Annotated in this window: 12 protein-coding genes; 6 read left to right on the forward strand and 6 right to left on the reverse strand. The window is 63.6% G+C overall.

Translation table 11 applies throughout. The annotated features are described in order from the left end of the window. Positions 1 to 74: 74 nt before the first annotated feature. From tyrS to ACTG1K_RS01320, 3 genes are all read left to right on the forward strand, one after another. Positions 75 to 1340 (forward strand): tyrosine--tRNA ligase, encoded by a 1266-nt coding sequence (gene tyrS, locus ACTG1K_RS01310; protein WP_440004725.1) that lies wholly within the window; start codon positions 75 to 77, stop codon positions 1338 to 1340. A 168-nt stretch (positions 1341 to 1508) separates the two neighbouring features. Continuing rightward, positions 1509 to 2420 carry a lipase family alpha/beta hydrolase gene (locus ACTG1K_RS01315; RefSeq protein WP_031227935.1) on the forward strand — a complete coding sequence of 304 codons (912 nt, stop codon included), beginning with the start codon at positions 1509 to 1511 and terminating at the stop codon, positions 2418 to 2420. Further along, positions 2417 to 3166 carry a lipase secretion chaperone gene (locus tag ACTG1K_RS01320; protein WP_440004726.1) on the forward strand — a complete coding sequence of 250 codons (750 nt, stop codon included), beginning with the start codon at positions 2417 to 2419 and terminating at the stop codon, positions 3164 to 3166. Before ACTG1K_RS01315 ends, ACTG1K_RS01320 begins: the two co-directional genes overlap by 4 nt. A 36-nt stretch (positions 3167 to 3202) precedes the next feature. On the opposite strand, the gene ACTG1K_RS01325 is transcribed toward ACTG1K_RS01320, so the two are convergent. From ACTG1K_RS01325 to sgrR, 4 genes are all read right to left on the reverse strand, one after another. Beyond that, on the reverse strand, positions 3203 to 3904 hold the full coding sequence (locus ACTG1K_RS01325) for a hypothetical protein (protein ID WP_440006783.1): 702 nt from the start codon (positions 3902 to 3904) through the stop codon (positions 3203 to 3205). 44 nt (positions 3905 to 3948) lie between these two features. Then, positions 3949 to 4344, reverse strand: coding sequence for an acyl-CoA thioesterase (locus ACTG1K_RS01330; RefSeq protein WP_005336457.1), 396 nt, complete (start codon positions 4342 to 4344; stop codon positions 3949 to 3951). A 264-nt stretch (positions 4345 to 4608) separates the two neighbouring features. Continuing rightward, the gene (gene katG, locus ACTG1K_RS01335; RefSeq protein WP_440004727.1) at positions 4609 to 6786 is read right to left on the reverse strand and encodes a catalase/peroxidase HPI; all 2178 of its coding nucleotides are present in this window, start codon (positions 6784 to 6786) and stop codon (positions 4609 to 4611) included. Positions 6787 to 6931: 145 nt separating this feature from the next. Then, the gene (gene sgrR, locus ACTG1K_RS01340) at positions 6932 to 8635 is read right to left on the reverse strand and encodes an HTH-type transcriptional regulator SgrR (RefSeq protein WP_440006785.1); all 1704 of its coding nucleotides are present in this window, start codon (positions 8633 to 8635) and stop codon (positions 6932 to 6934) included. A gap of 146 nt (positions 8636 to 8781) precedes the next feature. Here sgrR and ACTG1K_RS01345 point away from each other — a divergent pair, with 146 nt between their 5' ends. The 3 genes from ACTG1K_RS01345 (at position 8782) to ACTG1K_RS01355 (ending at position 11065) form a co-directional block, all read left to right on the forward strand. Next, positions 8782 to 8913 carry a hypothetical protein gene (locus ACTG1K_RS01345; protein WP_440006843.1) on the forward strand — a complete coding sequence of 44 codons (132 nt, stop codon included), beginning with the start codon at positions 8782 to 8784 and terminating at the stop codon, positions 8911 to 8913. Between the two features lie 150 nt (positions 8914 to 9063). Continuing rightward, complete coding sequence (locus tag ACTG1K_RS01350) at positions 9064 to 10332, forward strand: O-acetylhomoserine aminocarboxypropyltransferase/cysteine synthase family protein (protein ID WP_005336464.1); 1269 nt, start codon at positions 9064 to 9066, stop codon at positions 10330 to 10332. A gap of 106 nt (positions 10333 to 10438) precedes the next feature. Next, positions 10439 to 11065, forward strand: coding sequence for a glutathione S-transferase family protein (locus tag ACTG1K_RS01355; RefSeq protein WP_440004728.1), 627 nt, complete (start codon positions 10439 to 10441; stop codon positions 11063 to 11065). A gap of 65 nt (positions 11066 to 11130) precedes the next feature. On the opposite strand, the gene ACTG1K_RS01360 is transcribed toward ACTG1K_RS01355, so the two are convergent. Together ACTG1K_RS01360 and ACTG1K_RS01365 are read right to left on the reverse strand one after the other, a co-directional pair. Next, positions 11131 to 12030, reverse strand: coding sequence for a DMT family transporter (locus ACTG1K_RS01360; protein WP_047438801.1), 900 nt, complete (start codon positions 12028 to 12030; stop codon positions 11131 to 11133). Between the two features lie 137 nt (positions 12031 to 12167). Then, positions 12168 to 12608, reverse strand: a complete 441-nt coding sequence (locus ACTG1K_RS01365; RefSeq protein WP_047438803.1) for a DUF2214 family protein — start codon at positions 12606 to 12608, stop codon at positions 12168 to 12170. Between the last annotated feature and the right edge of the window lie 63 nt (positions 12609 to 12671).

A 12671-nucleotide genomic window follows, 5' to 3' on the forward strand; every position in this document is an offset into this window, starting at 1 on the left:
TCCCTCAGGGGACATATCCGCCACCGGCCAGAACGGCGAGGATGACGGCTTTTCCCCCTGCTGTTGGAGAACCCATGATCAACCCCCACCTGCTCGATGAGCTGACCGAGCGCGGCCTTGTGGCCCAGAATTCCGACCCGGCGGCCCTGGCCGATCATCTTGCCACCCCGCGCACCGTCTATTGCGGGTTCGATCCCACCGCCGGCAGCCTGCATATCGGTCATCTGGTGCCGCTCTTGATGCTGCGCCGCTTCCAGCTGGCGGGCCACACCCCGGTGGCACTGGTGGGCGGGGCAACCGGCCTTATCGGCGATCCCAGCTTCAAGGCGACCGAGCGCAGCCTCAACAGTACCGATACCGTGCAGGGTTGGGTCGCCAGCCTGTCTGCCCAAATCAGGGCGCTGCTGCCCGCCGATGAGGGCCTGTCGGCCCCGCAACTGGTCAACAATGGCGACTGGATGGGGCAGATGTCCGCCCTCGATTTTCTGCGGGATATCGGCAAGCACTTCTCGGTCAACGCAATGCTGGCGCGGGAGTCGGTGCGTCAGCGGCTGGCCCGTCCGGATCAGGGCATCTCGTTCACCGAGTTCTCCTACGCTCTGCTGCAATCCTACGACTTTGCGGTGTTGCACCAGCGGCTCGGCTGCACCCTGCAGATTGGCGGCAATGACCAGTGGGGCAATATCACCAGCGGCATGGATCTCACCCGTCGCCTCCATCAGGCGCAGGTGCACGGCATGACCCTGCCCCTCATCACCAAGGCAGACGGCACCAAGTTCGGCAAGACCGAGGGGGGCGCGGTCTGGCTCGATCCGGCGCTCACCTCCCCTTACGCCTTCTACCAGTTCTGGCTCGGCACCGCGGATGAGGATGTCTACCGCTTTCTGCGCTACTACAGCTTTATGTCGCTGAGCGAGATTGATGCACTGGAGGCGGAAGACGCGAAGCGGCAGGGGCGCAAGCAGGCCCAGCAGGTGTTGGCGAACGAGCTAACCGAGCTGGTACACGGCAAGGCGGCGCTGGCAGCGGTGCAGCGCATCAGCGAGCTGCTGTTTAGCGGCGATGTGGCCCGCCTCGGCGAGAGCGATCTGGCCCAGCTGGCGCAGGATGGCATGCCGAGCAGCACCGTAAGCGGCGAGACGGACCTGGTCAGCCTGCTGGTCAGCTGCGGTCTGGCCAACTCGAAGCGCATCGCCCGCGAACTGCTGGCGGCGGGCGCCATCAGCCTCAATGGTGTGCTCAAGCAAGATGATCAGCTGAGCGCCACTGATCGGCTGTTTGGTCGCTACCTGCTGTTGCGCCGGGGCAAGAAGCAGTATCACCTGGTGGAGTGGCAATAAGCCGCAGGGCGGGGAGCTCAGCTTCCCCGCCCACACCCTGAATCCCTTTTGAATCCCGAGTTGCGATCCCCCTCACAGCCTCTCCCGTCAGCAGCCACCATACTGGCACCGGCGAACATGGAGTACGCCACACAATCTGTTCCTCACGATTCAACAAGGATGCTGATGATGAAGAGATGGCTTCTGGTGCTGCTCTGCACCCTGCCCATGCTGGCACACGCCAGCGGATACACCCAGACCCGTTACCCCATAGTGCTGGTGCACGGCCTGTTCGGTTTCGACAAGCTGCTCGGGGTCGATTACTTCTACGGCATTCCCCAGGCCCTGAGCCGGGATGGTGCCAAAGTCTACGTGGCTCAGGTATCTGCCACCGCCAGTTCGGAGCAACGGGGCGAACAGCTGCTCGCCCAGGTTGAGCTGCTGCTGGCGGCCACCGGCGCCGAGAAGGTCAACCTGATCGGCCACTCCCACGGCGGCCCCACCATCCGCTATGTCGCCTCGGTCGCCCCCGAGCTGGTCGCCTCCGCCACCAGCGTCGGCGGGGTCAACTACGGCTCAGAGATTGCCGATCTGGTGCGGGCCAATGCCGCCCCCGGCAGCGCCGCCGAGAAGCTGGCCGCCGCCGCGGCCCACGCCCTCTCCGGCATGATTTCACTGCTCTCGGGCGGGAGCCAACTGCCGCAAGATCCGGTCGCCGCCCTCGATGCCCTCACCAGCAAGGGAGCCAGCCAGTTCAACCAGCGCTACCCGGAGGGGCTGCCCAGCCGCTATTGCGGCGAGGGGCCGATGCAGGCCAGCAACGGCGTCTACTACTTCTCCTGGAGCGGGCGCGGCAACCTGACCAATCTGCTGGATCCGGTGGATCCTGCGCTGGCGCTGACCGGCGCCTTCTTCAAGGAGCCCAATGATGGACTGGTCGGGGTCTGCAGCAGCCACCTCGGCAAGGTGATCGGCACCGACTACCGGATGAACCATCTGGATGAGGTGAACCAGTCCTTCGGCATCCACCATCTGTTCGAGACCGATCCGGTCACCCTCTATCGCCAGCATGCCAACCGTCTCAAGGAGCTGGGACTATGAAGATAGCCACCCTGCTCGTCGTGCCCTGCGCCATCACCCTTCTGCTTGGCGGGGTGTTGCTCTGGCCCACAGCACCGACGGCAGACGCATCCCCCGCTCAAGCCAGCCAGCATGCACAGAGCCACCCGCACGATCCCGAGCAGGAGGCCGCCGATGCCCTGCAGGCGCGCTATCGCACCTTTGTCTCCGCCCAGAGCAGCCTGACGGTGCCCACCGAAATCTCCCTCGCCAGCTTGCAGATCCTGTTTGACGAGCGGGAGCAACTGCGCCAGCAGAGCTTTACCCCGGCCGAGCAGGCCCAGCTGTTTGCCGAGGATCGACTGATGGAGCAGCTGACCCTGCGCCGCAGGGCGCTGGCGGAAGCAAGAGACAGCGACAAGTCGCAGCTGGCCAGCGAGCTGGATCTCTGGCTGGCGGAGCAACCGGGCTGGTTTCGCGAGGCGGAGGCCAACAGCCGCCTGCTTGAGGAGTTGCAAGAGCTGGCGCAGATGGACCCGGCCAAACGGGAGGCTCTGCTGCTGGAGACGGGGGGGCCGGAAGCGGTGGATCGGATGCGCCAGCTGGAGCAGAACCGGCAGGGGTTCGAGGAGCAGCTCAGCGGCTTTCTGGCCGAGCTCAGACAACTGCCGAACGAGGCCCGGGCCGAACAGCAGCAGGAGCTGCTGGCCCGCTGGTTCGAGCCCGGACAGTGGCGCCGGGTCGAGGCGCTCACCCGGCTCAAGCTGGGGGAGCCACAAGCCGAATGAGAAGGGGGCCCGTGATGGGCCCCCTTGCTATTGTACTTATTGCGGCTTGTTGGCACCCGGCAGCGGCTGCCAGGTGAGGCGGGTTACCTGAGTGCCCTGCACCTCGCACTTGAGGCTCAGCTCCTGCCACCCCTTCTCCTGACGCAGGGAGACCTCCCCCTCGATCCCCTGCTCGCCAATCTTCAGCTTATCCTGCTCGAAGATCACCTTGTCGCCGTGGGCGAGATCCATCAGTTTACCGTTGCAGAGCCAGTTAGCGAGATCCGCCCCCTTCAGCTTGACGCCCCCCTTGGCCGCCTTCTGTTCGGCCGCGCTCACCACAAACAGCTTGCTCAGCTCGGCGGCCCGCTTGGTGAGCCACTCCTGACGCTGCTGCATGCTCATCTTGCTGACGAACTCGGCGGGCTGACCCTTCTCGTCCAGCCACTGGGTCAGCTTGCCGCTGTCATCAAAGGCGAACTGGGCGGCGGGCTCTTTGACCCCGAACAGCTTGCCGCCCTTGAAGTAGTAGCGGCTCTCCCCTTCCAGCTTGCCCAGCTCGTTCATGATGGGCACGGCGATGATGACGGGGGCGCCATCGATCCAGGCCTTGATATCGACGCCGTCATGGCTGAATTGACGGGTATCGAGGGCGCTCTCGGCCCCCTTCTCCATCAGGGTAAACTGCTCGGCGAGAGAAGCGGCCAGAGAAGGGAGGGAGCAGAATCCCAGGGTCAGCGCGATCGCTGTGTTGCGCATTGAGTTGTACATAGCACTCCTGTGATGGGCCATCCGGCCCGTGGTTAACTCTCTGTCAGCCAGGCCCGCAGCCCTTCCCGGTGAGCATCGCTCAGGGGCAGGGATTGGCGGGCCCGGTAGTCAAAATGGATCAGGGTCGTTTCGGCGGTGACGGCCAGTTCGCCGCCCTGCCAGGCCTCCTGCCAGACCGTAAATGAGCTGGTGCCGATGCGGCGTACGCCGGTCTTGATGGTGACCGGCTGGCCGTAGAACAGCTCCCGTTTGAACTGCACTGTGTAGCCCGCGATGATCAGATGCCAGTTATGCACATCCAGATCGGGGGAGAAGATCCGGAACAGGGGATCTCGCGCCGATTCGAACCAGACCGCCGGCACCGTATTGTTGATATGGCCGAGGGCATCCGTCTCCTGAAAGCGGGGTTGGATCTGCATTTCCAGCATGGGTTGACTCCTTGTCTCTTTGTTTCTGTCCTTGTCCGTTCATGGGACATCAGTGACCAATGGGTGGCAGCCGGGCATCACCAGCGGATCAGCATGTTACATGATACTGCTGGGCCAAGGACAGGGATGCCAGCGGCCCTGCGATACCGGCCAGCAGGTGTCGCAGCGCGGCGGATTGTAGGGCTGCACAGAAAAGCGGGCAGTAAAAAGCCCCGCACATCTTGGCTGTGCGGGGCTGGTGCAGATAACCAAACGGCTTGGGGACTAGCCGAGCAGATCGAAGCGATCCGCATTCATCACCTTGTTCCAGGCGGTGATGAAGTCACAGACAAACTTCTCCTTGTTGTCATCCTGGGCATAGACCTCGGCATAGGCGCGCAGCACCGAGTTGGAGCCGAACACCAGATCCACCCGGGTGGCCGTCCACTTCAGCGCGCCGCTGCAGCGATCGCGGATCTCGTAGAGATTGCTCGCTTTCGGTAGCCACTGGTAGCCCATGTCGGTCAGGTTGACGAAGAAGTCGTTGCTGAGTACCCCGACCCGATCGGTAAAGACCCCGTGCCCGGTACCGCCGTGGTTGGTGCCGAGCACCCGCATCCCGCCGACCAGCGCCGTCATCTCGCAGGCGGTGAGCCCCATCAGCTGGGCGCGATCCAGCAGCAGCTCCTCCGCCGTCACCACATAGTCCTGCTTCAGCCAGTTGCGGAAGCCGTCGGCCAACGGTTCCAACACCTCGAACGAGGCCACATCGGTCTGGGCCTGAGTGGCGTCCCCCCGGCCCGGCGCAAACGGCACGCTCACCGTCACCCCGGCGGCCTGCGCAGCCTGCTCGATGGCGAGGTTGCCCCCCAGCACGATGAGATCCGCGACGCTGACACCACACTCGGCCGCCAGCTTGTCATAGACCGCCAGCACCTTCGCCAGCCGCGCCGGTTCGTTGCCCGGCCAATCCTTCTGCGGCGCCAGCCGGATGCGGGCACCGTTGGCACCGCCCCGCTTGTCGGAGCCTCTGAAGGTACGGGCACTATCCCAGGCGGTACTCACCCGCTCGCTGATGGAGAGGCCGCTGGCGGCAATCCTGGCCTTGACCGCCGCCACGTCATAATCGGCACGTCCGGCAGGCACCGGATCCTGCCAGATCAGATCTTCTGTCGGCACATAGGGGCCGACATAGCGGCTCTTCGGCCCCATATCCCTGTGGGTCAGCTTGAACCAGGCGCGGGCAAAGGCGTCGGAGAAGGCCGCCGGATCATCGCGGAAGCGCTCGGCAATCTTGCGATACTCGGGGTCGAATTTGAGCGCCATGTCGGCATCCGTCATCATGGGTTTGCAGCGGATCGACGGATCCTCCACATCCACCGGCATATCCTCTTCGGCGATATTGATCGGTTCCCACTGATGGGCCCCCGCCGGTGATTTTTGCAACCACCAGTCGTACTTGAACAGCAGATCGAAGTAGCCGTTGTCCCATTGGGTCGGGTGGGTGGTCCAGGCCCCCTCGATGCCGCTGGTCACAGTGTTGCGGCCGATGCCGCGGCTGTGGTGATTGATCCAGCCCAGCCCCTGCTCCTCGAGGCTGGCCCCTTCCGGCTCGGGGCCAAGCTGTTTGGCGTCGCCGTTGCCGTGAGCCTTGCCGACAGTGTGGCCACCGGCGGTCAGTGCCACCGTCTCTTCATCATCCATCGCCATGCGGGCGAAGGTGACTCGCATATCTTGCGCGGTTTTCAGCGGATCTGGCTTGCCATCCACCCCTTCCGGGTTGACGTAGATAAGCCCCATCATCACCGCCGCCAGCGGGTTTTCCAGATCCCGCTCGCCGGAGTAACGACCGCCCGGCTTGCCGCTGGGCGCCAGCCACTCTTTCTCCGCTCCCCAGTAGATATCCTTCTCCGGATGCCAGATATCCTCGCGGCCAAAGGCGAAGCCGAAGGTCTTGAGCCCCATGGACTCATAGGCCACGGTGCCCGCCAGAATGATCAAATCGGCCCAGCTGATCTTGTTGCCGTACTTCTTCTTGATGGGCCACAGCAGGCGACGGGCCTTGTCGAGGTTGGCGTTATCCGGCCAGGAGTTAAGGGGGGCAAAGCGCTGGTTGCCGCTGCCACCGCCGCCGCGGCCATCGGCGATGCGGTAAGTACCGGCCGAGTGCCAGGCCATGCGGATCATCAGGCCGCCGTAGTGGCCCCAGTCGGCGGGCCACCACTCCTGACTGTCGGTCATCAGGGCGGTCACATCCTGCTTGAGGGCCGCCATATCGAGCCCCTTCAAGGCTTCCCGATAGTTGAAACCGGCCCCCAGCGGATTGGTCTTGGTATCGTGTTGGTGAAGAATGTCGAGGTTGAGGCTCTTCGGCCACCACTCCATTCTGGACGTCTCGACGGAGGTGGTTCCCCCGTGCATGACCGGGCATTTTCCTGCGGAACTGTCTGAATTATTGCTCATCGTTTTCCTCATTTGCTCTGCTGTCCATAACCTGAAACAGCATGGCACAGAGGCGTGACACAAACTGTGCAGCAGCGGCCGATTTACGGATCTTTCACGCAAGCGGCCACGGAGCGCCCGTCAGCCGCGACAGAAATTGGACGAACTATGGCGCCTCTGCGGGTTGATGGGTCGGCTCGGGCCGCAGCCAGGCGCTGCGAAAATCGAACCAGCCGAGCGCCGTCATCCGCACCCCGTGCACGCCGACCCGGCTCTCCAGCTCCAGCCAGTGGTGAAACAGCGGCACAAACCAGCTCTGCTGCTGCACCGTTGCCAGCAGGGCGCGGGGGCCAGGCTCGGCACCGCTGGCGCGCCACTGCATCAACCCCTGCCACAACTCATGCTGACTGCTCCACACCTTGCGCAGCAACGGGGTGCCCTGCAACCAGGCGTAAGGGGCAAAGGGGCCGGCATGTTCGAGGTTGAGGGTGCCGAGCCAGAGATCCACGTCTTCATCCTCGCCACTCACCCAGCGACCGTAATCGAGGGTGCGCACCTCCAGCCGGATCCCCTGTTCGGCCAGCAGGCAGCTCATGGCGTTGGCGCACTCGTTGAACTCCAGATGCTGGTTGAAGCAGGCAAGCACCAAGGTCGTCGGCAACTGCGCCGGTGTGGGCAAGGGTGCGGGCAGTGCTTCGCGCCAGTGGGGCAGCAGGCCGAGGGCGCTGGTCCAGCCCCGTTGCAACTCGGGGGCGACCCGCCCCATCAGGGCCACCGGATTGAGCAGCTGGCCCAGCCACTGGCGCAGGGCTGGATCCTGCAAGGATCCGGAACGATCGTCCTGCAGCAGGAAGTAGCAGCCCGATTCCAGTTCCGATTCGCCGCGCATGGTGCCGAGCTCAGGGCTGTCGCGCCCAAGCTGCAGGTGGGTCTCCAGCCGCTCCGCCAGCTCCGGCAGCATCCAGATATCGATCTCGTCGAGCAGGGCGCGCAGGCCGAAGTAGTCGTCAAACGCCGCAAGGCAAAGATGCAGGGGATCGTTGTCGGCGACCCGGTAAGGGCCAGTGCCCACAGGTTGCAGGGCAAAGCCCGCCTCCCCCTTGAGCTCCCGCGGCAAAATGGTCGCCACCGGCTCCGCCAGCAGGTGGGGCAGCCAGGGATCCGGGCTGTCGAGATAGAGATCCAGCGTGCGCGGCCAGGGGCTCTCCAGCCGGTCCAGATGGGCGAACAGCGGGCGATCCCGCAGGGCCAGCAGACTCTCCATCACATCTTCCACCACCAGCTCGCGGCCGTGGTGAAAGCGCACCGCCGGACGCAGGTAGAAGCGCCAGTGGCAGGGGCCCAGACACTCCCAGTGGTGGGCGAGATCCCCTTCGATTTCCCCATTTTCCTCATTTCGCCGGGTCAGGCCGTTGAAGATCTGGCGGCTCAGGTGGATTTCGGAGCGGCGCATCGGGCCGGTGGGCAGCAACTGCGGCAGCGGCCGGTAGTAGGGCACCCGCAGGATCTGGCGCCCCTCGCGGGTGGCCTGACCGAGCTGTTCGATCAGCAACGGAGTGAGCAGATCGAGGCGATCTTCGGCCAGCCGTACCGCCTGCGCCAGCTGGCCCTGACTGAGCAGATCCCGCAAGCGGCGCCGGGTCAGGCTCTCCTGACTGTCGAGCAGGGTGAGCCGGGAGCGCCGCCCCCGCCCCGCTTCCGCCGACCAGCTGAGCCAGCCCTGATCCTGCATCCGCCGCAGCAGCAGGCGGGCGTTGCGCGGGGTGCAGCAGAGCAGATCCGCCACCTCGGCGAGGCTGATCTCCCGCTCGTCGCTGCCAAGCAGCTGGGCGAGTCGTTGAAATTGCTGATAGAGGCGACCGGTCGGCATAAAAGAGGAAATCCCGTTGCTATAAGTCATCAGTTTTTACTTCCGCATTTTAGCTCAATACTGCTGGCGAACGTGAGAACCACAGCAGAGGAGCACCATCATGAGCCACGCCCCCCCCCCTCAAACCGAACCGAATCCAGCAGACCTTGCGCCGTTACTTCAAGCGGATCCTGCCGCGCCCGCTGGCGCTCATCGAGGATCCCATGCAGCAGCTCAACCGCCTGATGCAGTGGGATATGAACCAGATCGATGACAAGGAGTATCGCCGTCGTCTCTGAGTGCGGGCCATACCAACCACTCGGGACACGCATCCCCTGCGGGAGACACTGCTTTGCCGGATCTTGCTGTTTACATCGGCCACGGGCCTGATAGATTGGACGTCTATCCATCTATAACTGCGACAAGTAACATCCAACAAGGAGTGTGTGATGAAAGATGCGACCCTGGCTCTGCACCATGGCTTTTCCAGCGACCCCACCACCAAGGCGGTCGCCGTGCCCATCTACCAGACGGTGGCCTACGAGTTCGAGAGCGCCCAGCACGGGGCGGATCTGTTCAATCTGGCGGTGCCTGGCAACATCTACACCCGCATCATGAACCCAACCAACGATGTGCTGGAGCAGCGGATGGCCGCGCTGGAAGGGGGGATCGCCGCGCTGGTGGTCTCGGCAGGTTCCGCCGCCATCACCTACGCCATTCAGGCGCTGACCGCCGCCGGTGACAACATAGTCTCCACGCCCCAGCTCTATGGCGGCACCTACACCTTGTTCGCCCACATGCTGCCAAGTTTCGGGGTCGAGGTGCGCTTTGCCAAGGATGACAGCGCCGAGGCCATCGCCGCCCTTATCGACGACAAGACCAAGGCAGTCTACTGCGAGAGCATCGGCAACCCGGCGGGCAACATCGTCGATCTGGCCGCGCTGGCCAAGGCAGCCCACGCCCGTGGCGTGCCGCTTATCGTCGACAACACGGTCGCCACCCCGGTGCTCTGCAAGCCCATCGAACACGGTGCCGACATCGTGGTCCACAGCCTGACCAAATATGTCGGCGGCCACGGCAACTCGCTGGGTGGCGTCATCGTCGACTCGGGCAAGTTCCCCTGGGCGGATCACGCCGAGCGCTTCCCCCAGCTGACCAAACCCGAACCCTCCTACCACGGGGTGGTCTACACCGAGGCCTTTGGCCCGGCCGCCTTTATCGGACGGGTACGCACCGTGCCCCTGCGCAATACCGGCGCAGCGCTGGCGCCGATGAACGCCTTCCTGCTGCTGCAGGGGTTGGAGACCCTGAGCCTGCGCATGGAGCGCCACGTCGACAACGCCCTGCGGGTCGCCAACCACCTCAAGCATCATCCCAAGGTGGCCTGGGTCAGCTACGCCGGTCTGCCGGGTCACCCTCACTATCTGCTGGCAGAGAAGTACATGGCCGGCCGCCCCTCGGCCATTCTCTCGTTCGGTCTGAAGGATGGTTATGAAGCGGGTGTGCGCTTCTACGATGCGCTCAAGATCTTCAAGCGGCTGGTCAACATTGGCGACGCCAAGTCGCTGGCCTGCCACCCGGCCTCCACCACACATCGCCAGTTGAGCGAGGAGGAGCAGGCCAAGGCAGGCGTGAAACCGGAGATGATCCGGCTGTCGGTGGGGATCGAGGCGATCGAGGACATTCTGGCGGATCTGGATCAGGCGCTGGAGGCCTAAGTCGGGCGTGGAGCGAGCGGGCATCAGCCCGCTCTTTTTTTACTGCCGGTGAACCGCCATCCTCGCCCGTTCGTACACACTTTCCTGCCACCGAATCGAGGTCGTTATGATAGTCCTGCACCACCTGAACAAATCCCGCTCCCAACGCATCATCTGGCTGCTCGAAGAGCTGGGCCAGCCCTATGAGATCAAGGCGTATCAGCGCGATGCCGCCACCTTTCTGGCACCGCCCGAGCTAAAAGCCATCCACCCCCTCGGCAAGTCGCCGGTCATCGAGTTCGACGGCCGGGTGCTGGCAGAATCTGGCGCCATCACCGAGTACCTGATTGCCCGCTACGCCGCCGATCGGCTGGCACCGGCACCAGATAGCCCGGAGTATCCCGAATACCTGCAGTGGCTTCACTTTGCCGAGAGCTCCGGCATCCTGCCGCTGCTGCTGGATATGTTTGTGCGCAAAGATGGTAGCCCGATGCGCTTCCTGCCGGACTATGCCAAGGCCGAGTGTGCCAAGGTGCTGGGCTACCTCAATGAGGTACTGGCGAATCGCCGCTACTTGGTGGGGGATCGCCTCTCCGGCGCCGACATCATGAACTCCTTCCTGGTGGATCTGCTGGCGCAAAGCGGCCAGCTGGCCCACTTCCCGCACCTGCAAGCCTACTGGCAGCGCCTCAATACCCATCCGGCCCGTCAAAAGGCGGTAGAGCTGGAGCGCGAGCTGGATCAGCGCCCCTGACCGAACAGCCACCATGCAAAACGCCCCGACTGTCGGGGCGTTTTTGTTATGCAGCGGGCTGCGGTTTACTTGGTCGCAGGCACCTTGTCCCGGCGCGACTTCCACCACCACCTCAAGCGGATCTGGGAGATGAGCATCCCCGCCAGCATCAGGGCACAACCGGCGATAGCGCGCTCGTCCAGCGTCTCACCCAACAGCAACACGCCACCCACGGCGGCAAAGACGGTCTCCAGACTGAGGATGATGGCGGCATGGGCAGGATGAGCGCCCCGCTGCCCCACCACCTGCAGGGTATAACCCACCCCGACCGATACCAGCCCGGCGTAGAGCAGCGCCTGCCAACCGGCCACGGCACCAGCCACAGTCGGGGTTTCGATAACAAAAGCAGTGGCGAGGCTGAGCAGGCCGCAGACTACGAACTGCACTCCAGCGAGCTTGATGGGGGCAACCCGGTTGGAGTAGTGATCCACCAGCAGCAGATGCACAGCCCAGAACAGGGCACCAACTACCTGCAACAGATCGCCAAAGCCGATGGTGAACTCGTCGGTGACGCTCAACACATAGAGTCCCGTCAGAGCAATCAGGGCACCAATCCAGGTATTGAGGCCGCTCTTGTGGCGCAGCAGCAGCCCCAGTACCGGCACCAGAATGATGTAGAGCCCGGTGATAAAACCGGCCTTGGCGGCAGTGGTATAGAGCAGCCCCACCTGCTGCAGGGAGGCGGCACAGAACAGCACCAGCCCGGCCAGCACACCACCGATCAGCAGCTGGCGATGGTCACCCGCGACGGCAACAGGTTGTCGGGATTTGAGCCACCAGAGCAGCGGCAGCAGGGAGAGGGCGCCGAGCAGAAAGCGCAGGCCATTGAAGGTATAGGGCCCCATGTGCTCCATCCCGAGGCGCTGGGCGACAAAGCCCATACCCCAGATGGTGGCAGCCATCAGCAACATCAGATTGGAGCGCATGGCGATTCTTCCTTAAATCGGCGCGTGACGGGTTATCTGATCCAAGATACCCGCCTCCCTATCCTCTTGTCTCCACTCTTTGTCTTCGCTCTCGCTCTCAACGCTCTGCCTTGCACTGCTTTTGAGCACCGCGAGTGTTACAGCAGCGAGGACTTGGTGAACACGGCCAACAGGGCAATCAGTAGCAGATTGCCCCGCAGGATCCACACCACCCGGAAGTGCTGCTGGATGGAGATCATCGGCGCCTTGCCCAGACGCAGGGCGCGACGCCAGCGATAGAAGAGGCGGCTGGGATAAACGAGGGAGCCGACAATCAGCAGAAACAGCCCCATCTTGAGGCCGTGGGAAGGATGGGCAAAGATCTCTGCCACCGAGCTGGCATGCTCGAGGGCCAGCAGACACCCGGTCGCAAAGATGGAGAAGAGCGCCAGCGCCGCCACCCCATCTGCCAGCAGCAGGCGGCGCACTCGCAGCATGTTCAGGCCGCGCCGAAAGATCAGATACTCGACACAGAGGGCAAGGATCAGCACCGCTATGCTGCCATAATGAATCATTGAGAGCAGAGTGTGGTTCAGCATCGGAAACATCTCATTTTCTGCCTTTAGACGAGCCGCACAGCATCATATATGCTGGTGTCACCC

Origin of the sequence: Aeromonas sp. 102P (genome assembly GCF_051920345.1) — a bacterium.
GTDB classification, from domain to species: domain Bacteria; phylum Pseudomonadota; class Gammaproteobacteria; order Enterobacterales; family Aeromonadaceae; genus Aeromonas; species Aeromonas veronii.